At 55.7% G+C, this 23,851-nt stretch carries 12 protein-coding genes; 3 read left to right on the top strand and 9 right to left on the bottom strand.

All coding sequences use genetic code 11. The annotated features are described in order from the left end of the window. Nucleotides 1–29 precede the first annotated feature (29 nt). The 4 genes from SH573x_RS17455 to rho all read right to left on the bottom strand — a co-directional run bounded on the left by SH573x_RS17455 (nt 30) and on the right by rho (nt 5,348). The gene (locus SH573x_RS17455; protein WP_479348940.1) at nt 30–1,742 is read right to left on the bottom strand and encodes a secretin N-terminal domain-containing protein; all 1,713 of its coding nucleotides are present in this window, start codon (nt 1,740–1,742) and stop codon (nt 30–32) included. A 38-nt stretch (nt 1,743–1,780) separates the two neighbouring features. Next, entirely contained in the window at nt 1,781–3,214 is a 1,434-nt protein-coding gene (locus tag SH573x_RS17450; RefSeq protein WP_479348939.1) for a serine/threonine-protein kinase, read from the bottom strand. Then, on the bottom strand, nt 3,211–3,813 hold the full coding sequence (locus tag SH573x_RS17445; protein WP_479348938.1) for an RNA polymerase sigma factor: 603 nt from the start codon (nt 3,811–3,813) through the stop codon (nt 3,211–3,213). The genes SH573x_RS17450 and SH573x_RS17445 overlap by 4 nt, the downstream gene beginning before the upstream one ends. Nucleotides 3,814–4,028: 215 nt before the next feature. Beyond that, nucleotides 4,029–5,348, bottom strand: a complete 1,320-nt coding sequence (rho, locus tag SH573x_RS17440; protein ID WP_479348936.1) for a transcription termination factor Rho — start codon at nt 5,346–5,348, stop codon at nt 4,029–4,031. Between the two features lie 862 nt (nt 5,349–6,210). On the opposite strand from rho, the gene SH573x_RS17435 reads away from it, so the two are divergent. Further along, nucleotides 6,211–7,839 carry a thioredoxin fold domain-containing protein gene (locus tag SH573x_RS17435; RefSeq protein ID WP_479348935.1) on the top strand — a complete coding sequence of 543 codons (1,629 nt, stop codon included), beginning with the start codon at nt 6,211–6,213 and terminating at the stop codon, nt 7,837–7,839. A 113-nt stretch (nt 7,840–7,952) separates the two neighbouring features. Here the strand turns inward: SH573x_RS17435 and SH573x_RS17430 are convergent, their stop codons facing one another. The 3 genes from SH573x_RS17430 to SH573x_RS17420 all read right to left on the bottom strand — a co-directional run bounded on the left by SH573x_RS17430 (nt 7,953) and on the right by SH573x_RS17420 (nt 14,888). Further along, nucleotides 7,953–10,241 carry an outer membrane protein assembly factor BamB family protein gene (locus SH573x_RS17430; protein WP_479348934.1) on the bottom strand — a complete coding sequence of 763 codons (2,289 nt, stop codon included), beginning with the start codon at nt 10,239–10,241 and terminating at the stop codon, nt 7,953–7,955. Between the two features lie 187 nt (nt 10,242–10,428). Beyond that, the gene (locus SH573x_RS17425) at nt 10,429–11,835 is read right to left on the bottom strand and encodes a DUF1501 domain-containing protein (RefSeq protein WP_479348933.1); all 1,407 of its coding nucleotides are present in this window, start codon (nt 11,833–11,835) and stop codon (nt 10,429–10,431) included. A 44-nt stretch (nt 11,836–11,879) separates the two neighbouring features. Then, on the bottom strand, nt 11,880–14,888 hold the full coding sequence (locus tag SH573x_RS17420) for a PSD1 and planctomycete cytochrome C domain-containing protein (RefSeq protein ID WP_479348931.1): 3,009 nt from the start codon (nt 14,886–14,888) through the stop codon (nt 11,880–11,882). Between the two features lie 724 nt (nt 14,889–15,612). Here SH573x_RS17420 and SH573x_RS17415 point away from each other — a divergent pair. Next, nucleotides 15,613–18,252 carry a hypothetical protein gene (locus SH573x_RS17415; RefSeq protein WP_479348929.1) on the top strand — a complete coding sequence of 880 codons (2,640 nt, stop codon included), beginning with the start codon at nt 15,613–15,615 and terminating at the stop codon, nt 18,250–18,252. Between the two features lie 24 nt (nt 18,253–18,276). Continuing rightward, entirely contained in the window at nt 18,277–19,248 is a 972-nt protein-coding gene (locus tag SH573x_RS17410) for a dihydrodipicolinate synthase family protein (RefSeq protein WP_479348928.1), read from the top strand. A 293-nt stretch (nt 19,249–19,541) separates the two neighbouring features. On the opposite strand, the gene SH573x_RS17405 is transcribed toward SH573x_RS17410, so the two are convergent. Beyond that, nucleotides 19,542–20,954: a DUF1501 domain-containing protein gene (locus SH573x_RS17405; protein ID WP_479348926.1), complete on the bottom strand. Its 1,413-nt coding sequence runs from the start codon at nt 20,952–20,954 to the stop codon at nt 19,542–19,544. A gap of 6 nt (nt 20,955–20,960) precedes the next feature. Further along, entirely contained in the window at nt 20,961–23,420 is a 2,460-nt protein-coding gene (locus SH573x_RS17400; RefSeq protein ID WP_479348925.1) for a PSD1 and planctomycete cytochrome C domain-containing protein, read from the bottom strand. Nucleotides 23,421–23,851 lie beyond the last annotated feature (431 nt).

Below are 23,851 nucleotides of genomic sequence, written 5' to 3'. Positions count from 1 at the left end.
GTAAAGTAATTAGTTGATGTATAAACTATTTACCTCGGAGCTTGCTCGAGGTCGATGGTGGCAAGAAGTGCATATTTCCCGCTCTCGGTGGCTGCGTCAAATGACGGTTTCTCGATGACGGTCAAGTCTGCAGTCAGAACTAACGTTTTGTGAAGCGGTTTGCCGGCCAGGGCTTCTTCGATTTCTTGCTTGGAAAGGCTGATAGTAGGTGTGGCCGCAAATCCAAGATCTTGCAAGGTTTCACTAACAGTCGCCGGAACGTCGATCTTTAGCCGTAGCTCTGCACCATCGTTACCGGGAATCTGGTTGAAGCGGAGCTGGGAGACATCGCCAGGCGTAGTTTGGACGATGACGCCGTTGGGAGTGGAGGTGATCGACCCGTCGCCGGCTAGCCACTCTCCGGCGCCGAGCTGCTCAGCTTCGATTTTAAAAGCGGTCATGTCCGGGTGGCCGGTGTCGTCCGGGAGTGTCATGCCATCGCCGGCGGCGCGGTACAGCCTGTGGAGGGACTCGACGCGTTGCAGTTCAACTCGCAGTTCCTCCGGACGAATCCTGGCTTGTTGAACTTCAGATGTGCTTGCGCTTCCTTTCTCAAACAGGAGCTTCTTTTGACTGAGTGTTTGGAGGGCCAGATCTAGTTGCGTCTTAACGCTTGAAGCTGCGTTTTCTAAATACTTGATGATCTCCTCTAGCTGCATATAGGCAAATTTGTAGTTCTGCTGCTGATCGGCCAACTCAGCTTCAAGGATTCGCGCATTCTGCAATGTTACGGCATTGGTACTCTTAAGCATACGAACAATCCGACCTTGTGTATTTCGAATCTCATCAATGCGCTGCCGCAATAGCTGGCGCATTTGTTCGGGAGTAGTTCTTAACAGTTCAGATTCAGTGGTCGAGAAAGTGGCTTGAGGCGTTAACGAGCCGACCTCGAACCGGCGGGCGTCCAAACTGGCCGGTTGACTGGGACTGGTGTTCTCAATTTGCGCAGGTGAAGCCGGTGGGACTGTCAAAGTTGGTGACTCTTGCTTCTTCCAATCCAGATTGGGATCGAGCAACTCGTCAACGCGACGCTGGACGATCTGCGCCTGCAAGCCAGCGCGGGTCGTGAGTGTTTGTTGGATCTTCTCCAAACGTTGGGCTTGATCGGCTATCTCCGCTTGTTGCAGTTGCTGTTGAGCTTGAAAGGCACGTTCTACTAAATCGCTTAACTTCTTCTTATCGATGTTGTTCTGCGGTGATCCATTAGCACGCAGTTCTGCGGCTAAAGCTTGACTCTGCCGCTCTAGCGATTGGAATTCAGTTCGCAGTTGTTCGATCGATTTCTGATTCGCAGGAGCCCAAAAAGATATTCGATCGTTTTGGCCCGAGGTCTGGACATTCCCGGCGCCTTTCGATAGTTCAGCGTCGCTGGACCTGCGCAGTTCCTCGAGTTCGCTAATCAAGGCCGCTATGATATCGAGGTCGCTGTCAGGCCCACGAACAATCAGGCTGTTCGACTTCGGTTCCGCTGTAACCACACACTTGCCGTCATACAGTTTCAGCAAGATCTCTTGGACGGTTATTGCGTCGACGTAGCGCAGGCTGAAGACCTTTAAGGTCTCGTCGGCAGCTGCGTTCTCTGCCGGAGTGGTTGCTGTCGGCGGTGACGCGACTTGCGCATGCACGCTGGAACCCATGATCCCCAGTACCAAACATGCGAGGCCGGCCAAAGACGCCGACGAAACATTGGACGGTCGTATCATATTATTTAACCTTTCGGACAACAAAGCTGTAACACTGATCATTCCGCGGAAGGCCACCATTGCTGGGCCTGCGACTCCAGCTTGGATATTTCGTCGCTGGAGGTTTCTAGTTTCCGCTGGCCCCATTCCCACTTAGTCGCTGCATTGGCAGACGGGGGAACAGGAGCTGGTTGATTTATGAACTGCCATAGCCATACGGAGACTGCGACCACGCTCAACCCGCAGATCATGGCACTAGCCCTGAGGAGCCACATTCGTAATGGCCGCGCGGAAGCTCCCGCTGATGGTTGGGCACAGTGGCGCAGTTCCTCTGGCAAGCTGACGATCGTAGGCTGTTGAACGTGCGCGAGGCATTGTTCCAACAGCCCACGTGCTTCTTCGGCAGTGCTCAACCGCTGCTGGGGTGACTTGGCATGCAACCTGGCAACCAGGTGCTGCAACCATTCGGGCACCTCGGGATTGACCTCGCGCATGGCTCGGGGCTGATGATCGCTAATGCGACGCAGCACTCCCAACGTGGTTTCAGCGCGAAACGGTGCCCGGCCAGTGCACATGGCATAGATGACGCTGCCCAGACTGAACAGATCGCTGCGCGCATCGATCGGTTCACCGCTAGCTTGTTCAGGCGACATGTACTGCGGTGTGCCTAAGTGGAAACCGGTATGAGTCAGACTGGCATCATCGCTGGCTCGAGCCAAACCGAAGTCGGTCAAGAGCGTGCGTTCCACACCCTGTTCCAGCAAGATGTTGGCGGGTTTGATATCGCGATGCACCAGGCCTTGCGCATGCGCGGCGGCTAAGCCCGCAGCCGTCTGCATAGCGATGCGCAAAATCTCCCGCAGCTCCAGAGGGCCCATGCGGTCAATGCGTTGTTGCAATGATTCACCGGCCACATATTGCATAACCAGAAACGGCGATAGCTCGTTGGATTCAACGTTGTAGATGGCCACGATATGTTCGTGAACCACCGCCGCTGCCGCGCGGGCTTCGCGAGCAAAACGTTGTCGCGCGGCTCCATTGCCCGCCAAATGCGGTGCGAGCACCTTAATGGCTACTGGGCGATTCAGTTCCGTATCAAACGCTTTGAAGACAATGCCCATGCCCCCTGAACCAATCAAGCGTTCAATTTCGTAGCGACCTAGTCGACCCAGCATCTCGGGATGCGAAGGTGGCTGCAAGAGTTGCCTGGCCATAGCCTCGGTCCAGTTGGTCACCGGGCTGGCCCGCTGCAGAAGCTGCCATGAACTATCGATGGTTGAAGCGAGTAGTCTATTATCGAATTCGTCTGGGGTCAGCGCACTGTGCGATTGACGCCACAGTTCTTCGGTAGCAGCTAGCTGCTCGAGTTGCTGGCGACAGGTAGGACATTGTTCGATATGCAGCAGCGCGAGCTGAAACTCATCGCTGGCCTCGTCGGCGTTGAGCAGCGAGTTTAATCGCTCTCGATCGCAATTTAATTGTTTGCCTTTCATTGCCCTACCTCATATTGGCGAACCAGTTCGCGCAAGCGGGCCATAACTCGGCTGCGCGCTACATAAATCTTGCTTGGGCTCAGGCTAAGCTCTTGGGCCACCTGGTCGATGGGCAGGCCATCGATATGAGTCAACCAAAACGCTTGCCAGGTAGACTCGGCTACGGTCTCGCGAACTTGCGCCGCGGCCCACTGAAAGACTTGACGTTGGTATTCAATTTCAAAGATCCCGCTACACTCTGAGTTGCCATCGGGCACAGCAGCTAATTGCTGAGCCGCCTCGTCGCCGCCCGTGCCCCAGCGCTGATGCACGCGACGGGTGAGCATATTGATCGCGGCATTCCGCGCGATCCGAAGGAGCCAAGTGCGGAAGCCGCCTCGATCTTCGCGGCCAAGCCACTTGGCGACCGACGAAGCAACCGAGGCCATCACCTCTTGAGTGAGATCCTCAGCATCGGCCTCTTGCAGCCCTTGTCTGAGAGCCGCTCGAAAGACCAGCGGTTGATAGATGGCCAGAAAATCATCCCAGGCCGCCACGTCACCTGCATCGGCTAGTCGTAAGATCAAACTTGCGCGGGTGTCGGTTGGTCCAGGGTTCACGATAACCTCGATAAACAGCGAGCAGTGTCACTGATTAGACACGCTCGCATCGAGGTTCTTGCGCGCTGGCGGAAAAAAAGTAGAGATCGAATGGTAGCGGAAGCCGTCAAGGCTTTCGTCGGCGCGAGGTTTTTCCCGCGTCGAATTACGAAATGCTTGACGCATTCCGCTACGTCGATTTACGAAATGCTTGACGCATTCCGCTACGGGTTGGGTTAATCCATGCCTTTAGCGGCCGAGATTAAGCGGATGAATTCCTTGTTGGAGGGGAATCGCGCGAGCTGTTTGGTCAGCTGCTCCATTGCTTCCACAGGATGCATGGTGTTCAGCGTGCGACGCAACATGGTAACGGCGTTGAGCGTCTCGGCATCGAGCAGCAATTCTTCGCGGCGGGTGCCGGATTGCGTGATGTCGATGGCGGGCCAGACGCGGCGGTCGGCCAGGCGGCGATCGAGAACCAGTTCCATGTTACCGGTGCCTTTGAACTCCTGGAAAATCAGGTCGTCCATGCGGCTGCCAGTATCGATCAAGGCGGTACCGACGATGGTCAGCGATCCACCTTCAGCAAAAGCGCGAGCCGATGCGAACAGCTTTTTGGGAATATCCATGGCCTTGATGTTGACACCACCGGTCATGGTTGGTCCGCTGTTGCCAACCCACTTATTAAAAGCACGAGCCAAACGCGTGATCGAGTCCATCAGCAAGAACACGTCTTTGCCGCTCTCGGCCAAACGTTTGCAACGATCGATCACCAGTTGGCTCAAGCGAACGTGCGAATCGACGTCCTGATCGAGGCTGCTGGCGATGACTTCGCCGTTGGTCACGTTGCGACGCATGTCGGTGACTTCTTCGGGTCGTTCGTCGATCAGCAACACGATCAGATGAACTTCGGGATGGTTCATCGCGATCCCTTTGCTGATGTGTTGCAGCATGATCGTCTTACCGCTGCGAGGCGGAGCGACAATCAGGGAGCGTTGGCCTTTGCCTAGCGGAGCCAAGAGGTCGATGATGCGGTTGGTCAGCGGTTGAGGACCAACTTCTAGATGCAACCACTGTTCCGGGTTGATGGGTGTCAAGCCATCGGTATCGAAGTTCTTGACGTTGATGTAATCATCGGGCAACATGCCGTCGACATCCAAGATCTCGCGGACGCGAGGACCTTGTTGACGTCGGGCTTGTTGCATCATGGCCTTGACCTTAACGCCTTGACGCAAGCCGAATTTTTCGATCATCGTGCCGGGCACGAAGGGATCGGTGCGTTCGCGAGAATAATTATTGGTGGCGCTCCGCAGGAAGCCGTAGCCGTTGGGATGCATTTCGAGAATCCCGATGAACTCTTCGAGTGGTATATCGGAGACTTCGCCGTTCTCACCTTCGAGAACTTCTGGACCTTCGCCATTGGGGCCAGCCGGAGCTGGGCCTTGTCCGTTGGGTCGGCGGCGACGGAATGGACGACGTGGACGACTAGCTCCACCTGATGCGTACGGTGCGGAGGACGAAGAAGTACGCGGTCGGAACCTCTTTTTCTTGGGCATAGAATGCTAATCCAGCTAAGGCCTTAGAGTACCACATGCGCAGTTGGTCAGCCTCCTGGCGACTGACGATCGAACCTGTGCAGTGAAGTGTGGCAAAGTTTTAGATGTCGATAGAGTGAAGAACTTCCGGACCCAGGAGATGGAAGCTCTCGGGAACGAACCGAAACAAATCTCTGAACCCTCTCAGGTTCAGCAACGATTGGTGCTTCGCGACTGGGACAGTTGGATGCACCAACTACCGAGACCAACGCGAAACGTGCAACATTTGAGCCGCCGGATTTACTCCGACCTTCAACGGCTCTTTGGGACCAAGACCACTGGTCTTGGAACAATCGAAGATTCTTCAGCACCGCAGCATGCATGCCTCGGGAAAACGCAACTCCCTGGGGCTTCACAAACAAAGTTGTGTGCAAACTCAAGCACAGCGCAACGTCCATCAAGATTCAACTTGAAATGGTCGCCGTCTGTGGCGGCAATGGTAACGCTCGAAGGGTGAAGCACTGAACAATCAGCGACCAACCTTCCTGTGTTGTCCGACCGTGACCGGAAAAGCTTGCAACTCTTGGGCAAGATAGCCGCTGGTTGCGGAGTGGGGTCTCTCCTACCACTCGCATAAGCATCCGTCAGTTGAACGCCGGGCAGAGGTCCTACTGAAGACTCCTGATGTTAGGATTTGGTGGAATAATAACCGCCAACCCTACGCTGTCAAGCTAAGTTTGCCGCTAGCTTTCGAATAATCCGAAAACTTCCACTATTTTCTCGACAAGTTTTCAAGAGCCGGTCCGATTGTGACGATCCTTCCAAGGATACCGTCAGATGGACGGCCAACCGACAACGGACCAGTATTTCACGGACGAATACCATGCTGCGAGCTCTCCTGACCCTGTCCTTGGGCATTGTGCTGACATGCCAGCCAGCCCAGGCTGAAGAGCTGATCAATTGGCACGACGATCTGGCGGCCGCTCGACAGATTTCCCAGCAATACAAAGTTCCCTTGCTGATCCATTTCTATGGCGATCAGTGTATGCCTTGCAAGACGCTCGAGCAGAACGTCTTCACGCGGGCCGAAGTGGCCAGCACGATGCAGCGCTACTTCGTTCCAGTTCGCATCAATGCCACTCGCGATCGCCGCACTGCCGCCGAATATGGCGTCCACAGCTGGCCTCAAGATGTCTTCGTTTCGCCTGATGGCAAGACGCTGATGCAGGGCGTCTGCAATCAGAATCCCGGCAATTACTTGCAGAATCTGCAGAACATCGCTTTGATGAATCGCGATCGCAACGCCATGTTGGCTGGCAATCAACCCAATCCTACCACCACGCCTTCTCCTTATGGCCGCACGGCGTCCAGCAGCTTGCAACAAGCCGCTCCGGGCCGCGACTCGGCGCCTTCGCCCTACAACAACGCTAGCTCCGGAGCTACGCCTTACGGCGCTCCTACGTCGCTGGCTTCAACACCGACCAGCGGCCCGGCACCTATGCCCAGCCCAACCTGGCAAGGACAGTCCGCTCACGGCCAGGCTCAAACCGGCCAGGTCGCGGCTGGTCCCATCCCCAATGCGACCGGCATGACTCTGCCTCCACCTCAATCAGCTACCGTCAACGAAAACAAGATGCCGAACGTTCCCAGTAACCAATACTGGCAAAGCGGCCCTGGCGCCTTCAGCACGGTTCAAGCCCAACAAGGCTCTTCGAGCAACCTGCCGCTGGCCCCTAGCTTGCCCCAACCCAATGTCGACGGACAGCAACCTGCCTTGGCCAATAACCCCAACGGTTATACCAACGGTCGTCAAGTCAACGGCCGCGACGCCATCGTCGCCAATCCACATTTCGCCAATCCTCAAAGCTCCACACCAGCGCCCGGCCCGGCTCTCGAGCAAACCGCACAGTCGAGTGCTCAACTGAACTCACCTCAGGTCGCCTTGCCACAAGCCGCCGCAGCACCAACCACCCCTACCCAGTGGGCACCCGCTGGTTCTGCTCCGCAGGCGAACGGTGCATTTCCTGGCATGCTTGTAAACAGCAGCCATTCGGTCGTACGCGGCGGTCAGCTTGACGCCGCCGCTAGCAACTTGCCCAGCGACCCACAATCGCTCAACTCGCAACCCGCTTCCTCCGGCACCGCTTCGGTTCCGGCTTTAAGCGGCTATTGCCCAGTGGCCCTGTGCAGCGAACCTTCCGAGTGGATCAAAGGCTCAGAAAAGTTTGCCATCCGCCATCGAGGACGTGTCTACTTCTTGAGTGACGAAGCTGCTGCCCAGAAGTTCTTGGCCTCGCCAGATAATTACACGCCCATACTATCCGGTCATGATCCGCTGGTTTATCTGAAAGAAGGTCGACTAGTCGAAGGCTCCATCTACGACGGCGTTCTGAAAGATCGTCAGTACCTGTTGCTGTTCACCAGTGACGCCAACAAGCAAGCTTTCTACGACAACTACGATCGCTACATCAGCGAACTGGAAGCTGTCGTTCGCCAACAAGTCAAACGCTAATAGCAAAGAAGTAGCGGAAGCCGTCAAGGCTTTCGAGTTGTGCGATACGAAATGCTTGACGCATTCCGCTACCAGAACTCTCGAAATGCTTGACGCATTCCGCTACTGGCGTGTTATTCTCGAAAGACGAATAGGCGACTGGCCCCGGCGATCAATAGTCCGTCTTGGAATAGCACCAGGTTACCGCCTTCGCTGCCGCGGGTGTCCAGCCGAATGCGCGAGCGAATGGCTGGAGTGATCGAGTTCTGGGCGGCGGATTGATCAGCATCGAACACGAATATTTCACTGGTCGTAGGCCAATAGACTTGATTGCCGGCCAAGGCACCGCGGCCGTAACCACGCGGGGCCGGGAGGGCGTTGGCCACTTCTCCCACGCTGCCCGCCGGAAACGCAGCTTGAACTTTGCCGCTACTGGTCGCAAGCCAGTAGAGGCGATCACCTGAAACGACCAGGCATTCTCCGGCGACCCCTAGCAATTGCGTAACGTCATCGACCTGTTCGTTGTCGGTCGACCACAACAGTTCGCCAGTGGTAATGTCGAGCGCAAAAATTTCGGGGCAGTCCTGCGGCGCGCAGATCAATTGCGTGCCTACGACCATACACGGCGTCAAATCGCGATAACGAAAGCGATCGGGTTTGGGGTACGCTTCATCCATCTGTGGCGTACTGCGTCGATAACGTGCGAGCCAAACAATTTGACCAGTAGCCTGATTGACGCAAGCGATAGTACCCAGGTTGGTATTGATAAACGCGCGACCACCCGCCACAGTGACCAGTTGGTGCGCCAGCAAACTGAATTGTTCACTACCACTGACCATACCTGAAGCCAAGGCAGGCGAACGCCACTGAACCTGGCCAGAGCGACTATCGATAGAGATCAGGCTACGTCGCAAATTAACGTTGTCGCGCGTGGCAACGCACACCAACACTTGATCACCCGAGACAAGGGGTGCTCCTTCGAACTCGCAGTTGGGGAATTCATCAGCGGGTAAGTGAATGGGAAATCCAGGTCGCATGCTCCCTTGTCGCTCCAGGTCGAGCGCGATCAGGTAACTCAACGATCGGGCTTCGTTGCTGGGTGCTTTTCCAAACCAGCCAGTTACTGGCGGTCCCATTCGCGCATACAGCGTGTTGCGATGGATCGTCAACGTACCACGCGGCGCGCCCATGAACGGGTAGCCAAACGGTAGATAACTCGCCGCCGTCAAGCCGCTATCGAACAGTGGCAAGGCGGGCTCAGTCTTAGGCCAACTCTTGCCATCGGCCAGGTCATAAGCCATGACTCGTGTCAGTTCGTTGACGTAGACTCGGCCTTCGTGAATGAGCGGATGGTAAGGCAAGAGGCTGAGCGCATTTTCGCCCACCGGTGGCTTACTGGCCGGATTGCGATCGGCGGCACCCGTCATGCGTTCCACTTGCCGCGTCCATTTGGGCCAACTGCCCGGATCGATCGCTGCCGTGTTTTGATTAGCATGGCCGCTGCGCAAAACATCGCCTGCAAAAGTGATGGAATTGATCGTCTGTTTGCCTTGATCACTTCGTCGCTGTCGGTGCACTTCTTTGACAGAAACCAGCGTTTCCTTCAGCTCGGTTTGCATGGCGGCCGGCAAACGCTGGCTCATTGCGCTGGCCCATTGCAGCGTATCGGTCACCTCTTGATCGGTGCTGTCGATGGCACTGATCGTCGCAGTTCGCTCCAGCAGTTCCTGACGTAATCGGTCGGAACTGCCATCGAGCGTAGCTGTGATGGCTTGCCAGCTGTGATCCAACAACTCTTGGATGTTGTTTCGCTTGTGCAAATGCCGCCAGACGCTTGGCCAAGGCAGACTAACCGACTGAATCGGTTCGTCGATGCGCTGTGCATGCCAGGCCATTTCAGGTACATCCAAAGTTTGCCTGGCAGCCGTTGTCCAGCCGCGATCCAGATACAGATCGCACAACATCAGTCGGGCCGGCACGCACGAGTCGGCCAACGGATAGCGATCGAGGATGCGCTCAATCTCGTGCGCGTTAATGCCTGCGGAGGTAAGCGCTCGCTGGGCCAGTTCGTTTTCGCTACCAAGCGCCTTCGCTAGCGCTGGTCCAGCTGCGCGAGACCACAAGTTCAAGCGTTCATGCGCCCAGCGCGTGATCGGTACGTGCTTTTGAATCGTCAACGTTGAGGCGCGGGCAACTGGCCCCAGTTCAATCAAACGCCCTTGAGAATTGTCGACCAAACGTCGCAGATTGGCCAGGGCTTCGGTAAATTGACTTGCGCTAGCCAGTTGGTCGATCTGCTCCATAAGCAAACGCTCTTGAGCCGTAGCGCCATGCGTGACGCTCGAGAGCGTTCGATCCTGCGCGGTCGCTACCGCGCACATTAGCAAGGAAATCAGTAGCCATGCGCATCCAGTCGGCTTCATGTCGTGCAATCCATCCCCTAAGCCGTAGGCGTTAGCCTCGGTTTCTTTGGAGTGCTGTGGCGCAGCCACAGCTTTGATGTAATAACCAATCGTTCAGGACAATGGCTGTGGCGGCTGCGGCGTTTAAGTAGGAACCGGGGCTAACGCCCTCGGTTTAGTTCAAATAACCGGGGCTAACGCCCTCGGCTTAGCTCAGGATACCATTGACAAGATTGCCGTGCACGTCGGTCAGACGATAATCGCGGCCTTGGACGCGGTAAGTCAGGCGTAGGTGATCCAAGCCCAGCAGATGCAAGATCGTGGCGTTGAGATCGTGAATGTGCACGGGATCGACGACGGCGTTAAAGCCGAGATCGTCAGTTGCCCCATGCACGTGGCCCGCTTTGATCCCGCCGCCAGCCATCCACAGGCTGAAGCTGCGATTGTGATGGTCGCGACCATCGTTACCGCCTTGGACCATCGGTGTGCGTCCAAATTCACCGCCCCATATGACCAGCGTTTCATTCAGCAGGCCGCGGGCTTTCAAGTCCTTCACCAGCGCTGCGCTGGCGCGATCGGTATCAGCTGCGTTAGCTTTGACACCGGCGGTTAAGTTACCGTGCTGATCCCACGCCTCATGAAACAGCTGTACAAAGCGCACGCCGCGTTCGATCAATCGCCGAGCCAACAAGCAGTTGCGAGCGAAACTCGATTCCTTCGGATCCTTGATGCCGTACATCTCCAGGATCGTCGATGGTTCGCTAGCCAGGTTCATCAGTTCCGGCGCGCTCATCTGCAAGCGATACGCCATTTCATAACTTTCAATCCGTGCAGATGTTTGCGGATCCTGGTTGGCTTTAAAGCTTAGTGAATTGAGTTGACTGAGCGCATCGAGCGAATCGCGTTGGGCTTGATTGTCGACACCCTTGGGGTTGGACAGGTACAGCATGGGATCACCCGCATTGCGGAACGGTATTCCGCCATAAACCGTTGGCAAGAACCCACAACCGTAGTTGCTGGCTCCACCGCTGGTGCCTTTGGCACTGGTCAGTACGACAAAGCCGGGCAGATCTTCGCTCTCGCTGCCCAGTCCAAATAACGTCCATGCTCCGATGCCCGGCCGACCGAATTGTTGCGAGCCGGTGTTCATCATGATCTGAGCAGGTGCGTGATTGACTGCATCGGTTTGCAGCGAGCGAATCAAACAGATCTCATCGGCAATGGAGCCAATGTGAGGCAGGACCTCGCTCATTTCCATGCCGCATTTGCCATACGGCTGAAATTTAAACTTCGGTCCCAACAGAGCAGAATTGGGTTTAATGAACGCAGCCCGATAGCCGGCCAGCAATTCCGCAGGCGGCAACTGGCCATCGCGTTTGGTTAACTCTGGTTTGTGATCGAACAGATCCAAGTGACTGGGCGCGCCAGCTTGAAACATGTAGATCACTTGCTTGGCTTTGGCTGGAAAGTGCGGCTGCTTGGGCGCCATCGGTCGAGTAGGCGCATCGGGCATCGACCATGCTTGCCGGGCCAACAGACTGGTGGCCGCCATAGCGCCCACGTTGAGGCCACAATCACGCAAGAAGTAGCGACGCTTGATGTCTTGAGGATGCATAATGTTTATTCTCTGATTGTTCGTACTGTGTGATTGTGAACTCATTAGTTCTTGGTAATGGTCTCATCCAGATTCAGCATCACGCGAGCCGTTAAGACCCACGCGGCTGCATCTTGCGGAGTCGTTCCCGCGGGCAACTCAGGCAGCTTGGCCGGGTCGCCCGTTACAATCTCGCGTGGATTCAACCAGCCTTCAGCCAGTCGTACGCGCTGTCGAGCGAGCAGTTTGTCTACTTCCGTGTGTTCTTCCGCAGTGGCTGGACGACCAGTACACAAGCGATAAACGTAGTCGGTCCGCTGTGCATCACTCTGACCGCCTTCGCGCAGCACGCGCAATCCCAACCCTTGAGCGCATTCAAAGAACAAGGTCTCATTCAATCCCGTTAGCGCCGCCAACGGTGTATTGGATCGAACGCGACGCGCGCACGAGAAGTCGCCGTTGGGAGCATCAAAGTTCGACATCACTGGATCGGGCATGGACCGCTTGCGGAAGCCATATAAGGTGCGTCGATAGCGTTCTGGTCCAGTAGCTGGCGTCCAGTAACTGGGATAAACATAGTTGTAATCCAGCACATTCTGTGGCACCGGAGGAATGACGCTTGGCCCGCCTAATTTATTGGTAAGCAATCCCGCAACGCTCATGGCCATATCGCGAACAACTTCCGCGTCCGCGCGAAAACGCGGCCCGCGGGCGAGGTAGCGATTGCGTGGATCTACCTCTTGCGCCTGCGGAGTTACGACGGAACTTTGCTGATACGTTTGGCTGTTCACGATCAGTTTGATCAACTGCTTGTGGCTCCAGCCTTTGTCCATAAAGTCAACCGCTAACCAATCCAGTAGCTCACGATGCTCTGGCGTAGGCGCGCGTGTGCCGATGTCCTCGACGGTTTCCACCAGGCCATCACCAAAGATCACTTGCCATACGCGGTTGACCGCCACGCGCGCCGCAAGTGGCGAGCGTCGATCGACTAACCACATCGCCAACCCCAATCGATTCTTGGGATAACTCTCATCCAACGGATGAAAACTAGACAGCACATGAGGCTGAACAACGTCCTGAGGCTGATCCCAATTACCGCGTTCTAGCATGTGTGTGGGCCGCGCCTCGCGCTCGGTGCGCTGAGCCAAATGCAGTACCGACGTATAGCCGCTTGGGATTTTGGCCCAAGTGGCCGCCAGCGCAGTGGCATGCTCTTTCAACTGTTCGCAGCTAGCGATCCAGGCTGAATACAGGCGACGCCCTGCAGCGGCATTGTTGCTATCAGCCAGGTCAGCATCCAATAACACGGGCGGTGCTTGTGGATCAGCGGCTTTCGTAAGACTGAAACGCACACAACCGGGCATGTTGCCCATGCGCATGACGACTTTCAGCTCCGTACCAGCCACCGCTTCCAGCGGCTTTTCAAACTTTACCACCGCCACGCTGCTAGTGTTGCGCAGTCCACCACCGCGATCGGCTTGCCACGACGTGTCATCGGTACCATCAATCAGAAATGCTACCGGGCCAGTTTTCTTCTTGCCGTCTTTATCAGCCTGTTCCGTTTCGGAGTAATCCGCTGTGGCTCCGACTAGTTTCTGCTTTTGCCAATCGGCCTGACCAGCGGCTTTGGTCAAGAACTCCAATTCTTGAATATTCCAGGTGCCGGTCTTGCTGCGGCCTGGACCACGAAAGGGCAAGTCGCCACTGGTCAAGAGTTCCAATCGCAAGCCCGTCACACCCTGCAGGTCTGCAGTGCCGATCATGTACACATCGGCGCTAGTATGACCCAACATCGATATGGCGTCATCGACGACATGCACTGGATGATTCAAACCGCTGATGCTGCCCATGTCGGCGAAATGGATCGCTTGCCAATCACCTTGTCGCTGCTGGATGTCTTGACGCCAGGTTGCATAGGCATCTGCGGGCATCTTGGCCTTGGCCTGTTCAATTTGGCGATCGATTTCGGCGTGAGCTTCATCGATCTGCTTCTGTTGATCGGCGTTATAGACCCACGACTGAGCTTCGTAGGTATTGTTCAGATAAGCGAACATACCGTAGTACTCAGTTTGCGTGATCGGATCAAACTTATGCGTATGACACTGCGCGCACTGGGTGGACAGTCCCATAATGCCTTTGCCAATGCAGTCCATGCGATCGAACAATTCCACCATGCGAAATTGTTCCGGTACAATCGCGCCTTCTTCGTTTAACATGCTGTTGCGCAAGAACCCGGTTGCGATCAGTTGCGACTGAGTTGCATCGGGTAAGAGGTCGCCCGCAATCTGTTCGATGATGAAGCGGTCATAGGGCATGTCTTTGTTGAAGGCATCCACCACCCAATCACGCCATATCCACTGATCGCGTTGCAGATCTTTTTCATAGCCATTGGTATCTGAATAGCGCGCAACATCGAGCCAATGCCGAGCCCACTTTTCGCCATAGCTTGGGCTATTGAGCAGCTTATCCACGGTGGCTGCATGGCCGATGCGCGAATACTCATCCAGCTCTTCCAAGGTTGGTGGCAAGCCGATCAAGTCCAGGTAGACTCGGCGACAGAGTACATGCGCAGGCGCAGCCGGCGCGGGTTCGAGGTTTAGCGGCTTGAGACCGTGTCTGACCCAAGCGTCGATCGGTTGATCGGTGCCGGCGTGGGGCAAAGGATGTTTCTGCGGCGCTTGGAAAGCCCAATGTTCTGAGTACTCGGCACCTTGGTCGATCCATTTGGCCAGCAGTTGCTTTTCCGTGTCCGTTAGTGGTTTGCCTTCCTTGGGGGGTGGCATGATTTGATCGGCATCGGAGGTCGTGACGCGGGCGATCAATAGACTCTCTTGTGACTTGCCGGGCAAAATGGCAACTCCCGAATCGCCACCTTTGAGGGCGGCAACTGCGTCATCAAGACGCAGACCACCCTGGCGGGTTTTGTCGTCGGTGCCATGGCAGTGCCAACACTTCTCAGCCAGGATCGGTTGGATATCACGCTGAAAGTCCAGGGACTGCGCGCTGACTCGGTGCCCAGAAAGAAGAAAGAGCCCAGTTACGATAGCTGTCAAACGGAGCTGGTTCACAATCATTTTTGCTCGCACACCATCGAGGAGTCGGAGGGAGTAAAGGCGGGACCTACATTATAGTCGCTTCGCCGTAGGAGTAGAGCAGCTGTCCCCAGCTGCTCAGCACCCTCTAACCAAATTCCCTACCAATGTAGAGCAGCTGTCCCCAGCTGCTCTGCACCTGGCAAGTCGCCCAGCTGTAACACTGTCGCTAGGTAGGAAGAGACTCTGGTTAGAGGGTTCCGAGCGGCTGGGGACAGCCGCTCTACGACTATCCCCCGAGACTTGTGTCCGTTGTTCTGAGCGGTGTTGGCTCAGCAGGAGCATTCGCCCTCCCGGGACCAGTGGTCGGTCGGGCAATGGGTTAGAGGGTTCCTTTTCTCCAAACGCGGAGACGCAGAGGATCGCAGAGAAGACCGATGGAAAGAGGTCTTGTCCTCCGCGTTTTCTCGGCGGACTCTGCGGTCTCTGCGTTTCAAAGATGTTTCCGCTGGTCGCTTAGTTCGGTGCCAATGGACCAGTGGTCGGTCGGGCAATGGGTTAGAGGGTTCTGAGCGGCTGGGGACAGCCGCTCTACTACTGGCCCGCAAAGTTTGCCGAGTTTAGCTGGGCGGAATAGCAGCATGGCGAGAAAGCACCAATCGTACGTGCTGGCATTTGGTACCCGGTGGGATTGTGCCGATAGGGATAAGGCGTGGCCTGGGCACGGTCCACGTTTTACGCTCAGGGGCATTTCGGGGGTTTTGGCATGCACGGCGAGAGAAGCTACCGCGGCTGGATGGTGACCTTTACGGTGGCTGGCATCGTAACCTACTTCGTCTTGGCAGTCGAAAAAGACTACCGTGACTCGACCAAGGCTACCAAGACCAGTAAGAACTCAACCGGGGCAATCGGTGGGATTTGGGTTGGCAACGATCCAACACTGGCACTGTTGCCTCAGAATAAACCGGCACCCATGGGACCAGCCGGTGCAGCGGATCAACGCACCAGTCATCTGGCCGATAACCAGACCGCCCTCATGCTCAGCGCACCACCAGAACCGGTGGCGTCAGTTGTCTTGCATGCGCCCACCGCGATTCCCGATATGGTCGCGTTGACGCTAACGGATGCAAAAGCCAATGACAAACTGATCAACGCCATGGATCGCGCGTTCGATGCACCGATTCGGGAAGTGTCTGTAGCCAAAGAAACGCTGGAACCGGTCGAGAGCACGATTGACTCAAGTCGCTTGGACACTTTGACTCCGACCAGTGTCGCGACCGGTATCATGGCTGAACCCACCACTCTGCTACGCGACCTGGCGAAACTGCGAACTGGTTCATCATCGATGCAGTCGATCGGCTATGTAACTGTCTCGCCCATGAAAGCTGTTCAGGAGTGGAGCCACGAAGTCGAATCTCGGGTGCGGCAGATCGTCTATACCGATGGCCTGCAACACACCGACACTCCCACTAACTTGGAAGCGTTGTTAACGCTAACCGCACAAGCTCACAGCATCGCTGGTCGCCTGGAAGGGCATGACCACGCAATTCAGCTGGGGCTGACTGCGTATGCAACTGAGCGCCGGGCGCGCATATGGCAAGCCATTTCCAACTGCTTACAGAGTGGCAACGTGCAATCGAGTGGCTATACTGTCGATCCGCAGGCACGCGAACAACTGCAACAGCTTGCCACGCAAATCAAAAACGACATCGAGACCCAGGCAGACGGCTCAGGTTGGGTTAAGTTTTTGCAGCTCAGCGAGATGATCCAGTGGTGCCAGAATCCCAGCGGCGATTGGCAGCAGGGAAATGAAATCGCCACAACCATCTTGACGAGGCTGAATTGGGAACGCTTAACCGCGGCCCAGCGCAAGTTCTTGGATGGCCCTGCTTTTGATCAACTCAGCAGCCAACTCTCACCATGGGCCACCCAACCTGTCGACTTCCGACAGTTGATGACCGACCTGGAACAATTGGAAGAAGATCCGATCAACCGTTGCCGAACATCGTTGGCACATACGGTTCAAACTTTGCGTGTCTCATCGCAACCCACCCAGCGGGCTTTGGCATCAGCCATCAACGATCACTATCGCAATGCCAATATCCGTTTGGCAGTGTCCAGCAAGTTACTACAGCGGATGATGCCCAGCGATACCTTCGAAGCTCGCCCTGTTCGCCAACGCATCTTAGGTGCCGATACCAGCGGCAATAGCCAGGTACGCACGAATCTGAAAGTACGTTTGATTCCCGATGTCAATGCGTGGCACATGGAACTAGGTGTTGAAGGCGATATGGAAAGCGATACGCGCAGCAGCAAAGGGCCCGCCGCTTTTTACCAAACTTCGGTGGCCAAGATTACTAGCGCCCGTACTCTGCGCATGGATCCGATGGGGATCAAAGTCTCTGCGGATCCGACCAATGTCGATACCCGTCAATATCTCAATAGTATGAGCACCGATCTGGACCGTTTACCGGTCGTGGGTGACTTTTTCCGCGCGATGGTTCGCGAACAGTTCGAACAACAACGCGGACTAGCCCAACGTATTACCCGACGCATCATCGCCGAAGAGACCGATCAGGAGCTGGACAAACAGCTGAAACAGAAACTCACCAACGCTGAATCCCAGTTGAAACATACTTTCATCGGGCCACTGGAACGACTTGGATTGAGCCCGATCGTCGTGGCCATGAACACTAGCGAAGATCGTTTGACGATTCGTTACCGCCTGGCCAGCGACGGCCAGATGGCTGCCCATACGGCTCGTCCTCGCGCTCCAGGCGACGCGCTGGTCAGCATGCAGATCCACCAGTCGGCCATCAACAACGCACTTACGCAACTGCACCTATCAGAAAAGACCTGGTCGCTGCCGGAGCTGTGTGACAAACTGGCCGAAGCCTTTGATCAATCGCCTTGGGAACTGCCCGAAGATGCACCACGCGACGTAACGGTGCGCTTTGCCCCGACACGACCTATCACCGTCGAACTCAAAGAGGGCAAACTGGAACTGACGCTGCGCATTGCGGAATTGAATCACCCCGAGCGTAACATGTCGTTCGATCGCTTCATTATTCGAGTAAGTTATGTGCCAGTGGCCGAAGGTATGAAAGCCTCCCTGGTACGTGACGGCGTGGTTAGCGTCGATGGTCCGCGCTTGAGCTTCTCGCAGAAGGTTCCGTTGCGTGGTATCTTTGGTACGGTGTTCGCGCCGCAATCGAATCTTAACTTGATTCACAGCCAATGGGTCAATGATCCTCGAGCTCAGGACCTGGCGGTATCGCAAGTGGAAGTTCGGGACGGATGGCTATCGGTTGCCGTTTCGCAGCAGCAATCGCCACACGCTGCCAAGACTGCTGCCGACGCGCAAGCCCTGGAAACTGCCAAGGCGCAAGAGGCATTGAATCGATAAGACTAAAAAAGTGATAACCACAAGATGACTCGATTGGAACTGCAGCAGCGTCACTTTCCCAATGGCATTCCCAAATTGTGGTGTCCGCCGCTGAGCTACTTCTGCGGCCCTCGAGTCTTCGACGCTGCACGTATCGAGCAACACTTGCAGCGTTTATCGCCACAGGTTGGCGGACTACTAGTCCCGGGTTCAACCGGCGAAGGTTGGGAGATGTCCGATGCCGACATCGACCAGCTCTTGAAGATCGTCTTGCCCATTGCCGCTGAACTGAAGCTGCATGTTTCGATTGGCGTACTTAAAACGACGACTCGCGATGTTTTAGCGGCCATCGAGAATTTGAGTGGACACTTACAACATTCTGCTTGCGTTGGCCTGACCGTGTGCGCTGCCAAGGGAGCTCAACTCTCTCAGAGCCAGTTAGCCGCTGGACTATCAGAGATCTTGTCATTAGGCCTGCCAACATCACTCTATCAGTTGCCTCAGGTGACTGAGAACGAGTTGCAGCCAGCAACGGTCCAACAACTGATCGCTGAGTTTGACAATATCATTCTGTTCAAAGACACCAGCGGCGAAGATCGCGTGGCCAGTTCAAGTATCCAGACTGATAGCGTATTCATGGTGCGCGGTGCCGAACGCGGCGGTTATGCAAATTGGCTGAAATCCAGCGGCGGAAACTACGACGGTTTCTTGCTGAGCACCGCCAACTGCTTTGCCGCAGAACTGGCTGCGATCGTCGCTGCGTGCGAGCGTGGCGACAGCGAGCGCGCTAACCAGCTCTCGAAAGATGTCGCCGCCATCGTTGGTACCGCCTTCGAACTAGCGGCCACTTTTCCAACCGGCAATCCGTTCACCAACGCCAATAAAGCCATCGATCATCTGAAAACCTATCGCGGTGAATATGATCAAGCTGAACCACCCCTGCTCTACAGCGGTGTGCGTCTGCCCCAAGAGTTGATGGCAAAACTCGCCTCGCAATTTCCAAGCTTGATCAAGTAGCCACCGTCGCCATACGGTGGACCGGGCTGGTTACAAAATCCATCGTGTGGCAGGGGTGACTGTCCGAGTTCCAATTTAGAAACGCAGAGACGCAGAGGATCGCAGAGAAGACCAAAATCGGATGATTCACTTGAACAGTCTTCTCTGCGGCCTCGGCGAACTCTGCGTTTTAAAACTGATTGCCAGGCATCCAAAGTCTGGCGACTTCGGCTACACCACAAAGCCAGCGCTGACATGTTGGTTCACGATCGCAAGTTCTCTGTCTCGTTAGTGAAATCGCTGGCGCTGTCTAATCAGGCGATAACTTCATGTACGACGCGACCATAAACATCGGTCAAGCGATAGTCGCGTCCACCGTGACGATAGGTCAAGCGTTCATGATCGAAACCCATCAGGTGCAGAACGGTGGCATGCAAGTCGTGTACATGCACTTTGTTCTCTAGTGCGCGGAAGCCGAAATTATCGGTGGCCCCGTACGTCATGCCACCGCGAACTCCACCTCCAGCCATCCACATGCAGAAGCCCCAGGGATTGTGATCGCGACCATCGGCATTTTCGGTCGTCGGTGTGCGTCCAAACTCACCACCCCAGACAACCAAGGTTTCTTCGAGCATGCCGCGGGCTTTCAGATCCGTTAGCAAAGCCCCGATCGGTTGGTCGATATCTCTACACAAATCGCGCGTAGCCGCAGTGTGATTGGAGTGCGTATCCCAGGGCTGGCCATTACCGTAGTAAACTTGAGTGAAACGCACGCCGCGCTCGGCCAGGCGTCGTGCCAACAAGCAGCCGTTGGCAAAGTCGCCTCTACCATACAGGTCGCGCGTCGTCTCCGATTCACGATGGATATCAAAAGCATCGGACGCTTCCAACTGCATGCGATACGCAATCTCCATCGAACGAATGCGAGCTTCTAAACTGGGATCGCCATGATGGCCAGCCAGGTGAGCCGCGTTCAGCTTGCGCAGCAACTCGAGTTGCCGCAGCTGGGCTTGGCTGCTGAGAGTCGCATTGTTCAAGAACGGGATCATCTGCTTGGGATCAAGCTTAGAGTGATTGATGTAGGTGCCTTGATGTTCGCCCGGCAAAAATCCGTTACTCCATAATTCGGAAAATCGCACGGGCCGACCTGGGCACAGCACCACAAACGATGGCAAGTTAGCGTTTTCGGTTCCCAGGCCATACGATAGCCAAGCGCCTAAAGTCGGCCGACTGGGCGTCAGAGCGCCGCTGGTCATCATGAACAAAGCCGGGCCATGATTGGGATTGTCGGTATACATCGAGCGCAGGACGCAAATGTCATCGATACACTTGGCCGTATGCGGCAACAGTTCGCTGACTTCTACACCACTCTGGCCATGTTTCGCAAACTTGAAGGGCACACTCATCAGCGAACCGGTGGGCCGTTCGGTGCGGAGGTCTGTGCCTGGTGGCTTCTGACCAGCAAAACGATTCAAGTCTGGCTTGGGATCAAACAGATCGCATTGGAAGGGACCGCCATTCATGAACAGAAAGATGACGCGCTTAGCTTTTGGCGCAAAATGCGGTTGATGCAGGTGCGAGATTGATCCGAGGCCTGGTAGGCTGGAGCCGTCAGCCGCGCGCAAAACTTCGGCCAATCCCAGCAATCCGAAGCCACCGCCGATCGATTGCAACAGCTGGCGTCGATTCACAGACTGAGTTGGTAGATTGATCTGGTTCATATGCATGATTGCTCAGTCAACAAAATAGAACTCATTGCTGGCCAATAAAGCTTGGGCGTATTCGTTCCAAGCCTCGGGCGGCTGACCTTGGACATAATCTACGCCAGCTTGCAATTCCACCGCGGTGGGCGCGCGACCGAATAGCCATCTATAAGCTAGCTCGATTTTTGCCAAGTCCTCCGCTGGTGCCTCACGCGACAGACGCGAAACCAGGGCCACGGCTTGTTGCTGCATGAAGGGACTGTTCAGCGTGTACAACTGTTGAAGAGGCGTTGTGGTAGGCGTGCGCTGGGGACTGTGAGTGAGCGGATCGGGAAAGTCATTCAAGCGCAGAACATCCGAGAGCTCGCGACGACGCACCAATCCATACAAGGTGCGTCGATTATGGTCCGCTTGACTCAGCTCTGTAGGCGGGCCGCCGATTTGCCAATCGATCGAGCCAGTGGCCGCCAGCATCGCATCACGCCATTGCTCGACATCCAAACGCTGCAGGGGAAAGCCGACATACCATTGCGCAGTGCCAGGATCCAGGCCGGCGCGTGTCGATCGACTTTGCTGCTGATAAGCAGCCGAAGAAATGATTTCACGATGGAGCCACTTGATCGACCAGCCGCTGGCAATAAACCGACGCGCCAGGTCATCGAGTAGTTCTGGGTGCGTGGGACGGTCTCCCTGCATTCCAAAATCGCTGGGTGTACTGACCAGTCCGATACCAAAGTGATGTTTCCATATGCGATTGACGAAGACGCGGGCGATCAGCGGTGATGATTGTTCGAACATTTGTTCAGCCAAATCCAAGCGCCCGCTGCCGCGCGCGAAGTTGCTCGGTGTTGTACTGCTGAGCACCGACACAAAACGTCGCGGCACGATGTCACCCGGCTTATTGGGATTGCCGCGAATTTCAACCGCGACGTCTTTGGGCTGGTTTTCAAAGACGATTCGACTGCCATGTGTCCCGACCGCTTCTTTAACTTCCAGCGTGGCATCGATGGCGCCTGGCGCTAGCGGCAAATCGAACCCCGGTAGCGCTCGCGCCTCGCTAATTTGCGAACTCAGCTTGTCTACTTGCGCCCGTTTATCAGATTGTGACTTGGTATGCGCGTCGAGCGTTTGCTTCTGCTGATCACTCAATTGAGCCTGAGCGCCACCGGATGCTGATTCGGCAGGTGGCGTTAGCTTGGCGATCTCTGCTTCGATCGTCTTGAGTTCCGTATCCAGCTTGTTCAATTCAGCTTGCCATTTCTCCACATCTTTCTTGGCCGCGTAGACCTGCAGTGAATCAACGCCGGTGGTCAAGGCGCGATCGGCCACGCGGGTACTGGCGAAGACACCAGCCAGCGCATAATAGTCTTGCACGGTGATCGGATCGAACTTGTGATCATGGCAACGAGCGCACGCCATGTTCAAGCCGAAGAACGTGCTCGAAAAGGTATGAATGCGTTCTTCGTATTCGTCGGAGACAATCATCTTGATGATCTCGACGGGCAGTTGTAGTTCTTTCCAATAACTGGGACTGAGTCCGATGTATCCCAAGGCCGCTACGTCGGCTGGCTCGGCATCACTCACCTGATCCGCCGCTAATTGCAAGCGCGTGAAGCGATCGAACGGCATATCATCGTTGTAGGCGCGCACGACCCAATCGCGATACAGGTACGAATTGCCTTGCGTTTCTGCCCACGACTCGGAGACATCGCAGTAACGCACCAACTCTAACCAGAATCGTCCCCAGCGCTCGCCGTAACGTGGCGAAGCCAACCAGCGATCGATCTGTTTGTCCAGCGCGTCGGGCGTCGGGTCAGCCAGATAGTCAGCAAGTTCAGCGGGCGTTGGAGCCAGACCGAGCAAATCAAACTTAATTCGTCGAAACAGTTTGTCAGGCTCTGCTGGCGCCAAAGGAGCCAGTTGACGTTCGCTCAAAGCTGCCTGCACATATGCATCGGTGCGCGTACGGCTCCACAGTGTCACGTCGATACCGGGTTCGGAGATGGTGAGGGGTTGAAATGCCCAGTGTTGGCGACCGGCCTCGATATCGATTACTCTCTTGGGCTTAACGCTTGAGTGTTCATCAGCCGATTCACTTGTCGGCATGGGCAATCCAAGTTGCACCCACCGCTCGAGTATCTCGATCTCCGTGGGCAACAATTTGCCGGTCGGTGGCATTTCGAAGCCAGCCTCGCTGTAACGCACTGCTCGAATCAGCAGGCTCTCGTCCAGCTGGCCAGCGATCGCCGCAGGTCCATTATCGCCTCCGTCAAATATTGCCTGACGACTATCCAACCGCAGGCCGCCATTGACCTTTTCGCTCTCAGCCGAATGACATTCAAAGCAGCGCGCGATCAGCAGGGGGCGAACCTTCTGTTCAAAGAACTCCTGCCCCTGTGTGTCCGGCTGTTGAGCCGTAGGCGACTGGGCATGGATGGGCACCGTCAGCGCACAGAGAGCCCAGCAGATGGTGGTGAGCAAAGTTTTCATAGGCGGGATAGTTAACCAGGTGAGGTGTGATGCCTCATTATTATACACGTTGAGAGGCAGTGATGCTCCGGGTGACTGTAGCCGAAGTCGCCAGACTTTGGACGCGTCACGGATCGACTTCCAATCTCTGGCGAGTCACCTCTCCAAGGCTTCGCCTTGGGGAGGTCGAATCGAGCCATAGCGAGATTCGGGAGGGGTCTGGGTGGCACTGGCTATGCGCAGCATTGCCAGTGCCACCCTAGGGCCTGAGGTAACTTGTTTCCGAAGTCGCCAGACTTTGGACGCGTCACCGATCGATTTCCAATCTCTGGCGAGATCGGCTACAGGGCTTCACCGGCCGAGGTGACGTGATTTTCTCTTCGAAACTTGTAACAGCCATTCAAGTTCGTGGCACTCCTACTTAGGTTTACTCCCCTCCCGTTCTGAAATCT

Source organism: Rania fehmarnensis (assembly GCF_056494185.1).
Note: the sequence above shows the minus strand (reverse complement) of the source record. Positions and strands in the feature narration are given on the sequence as shown.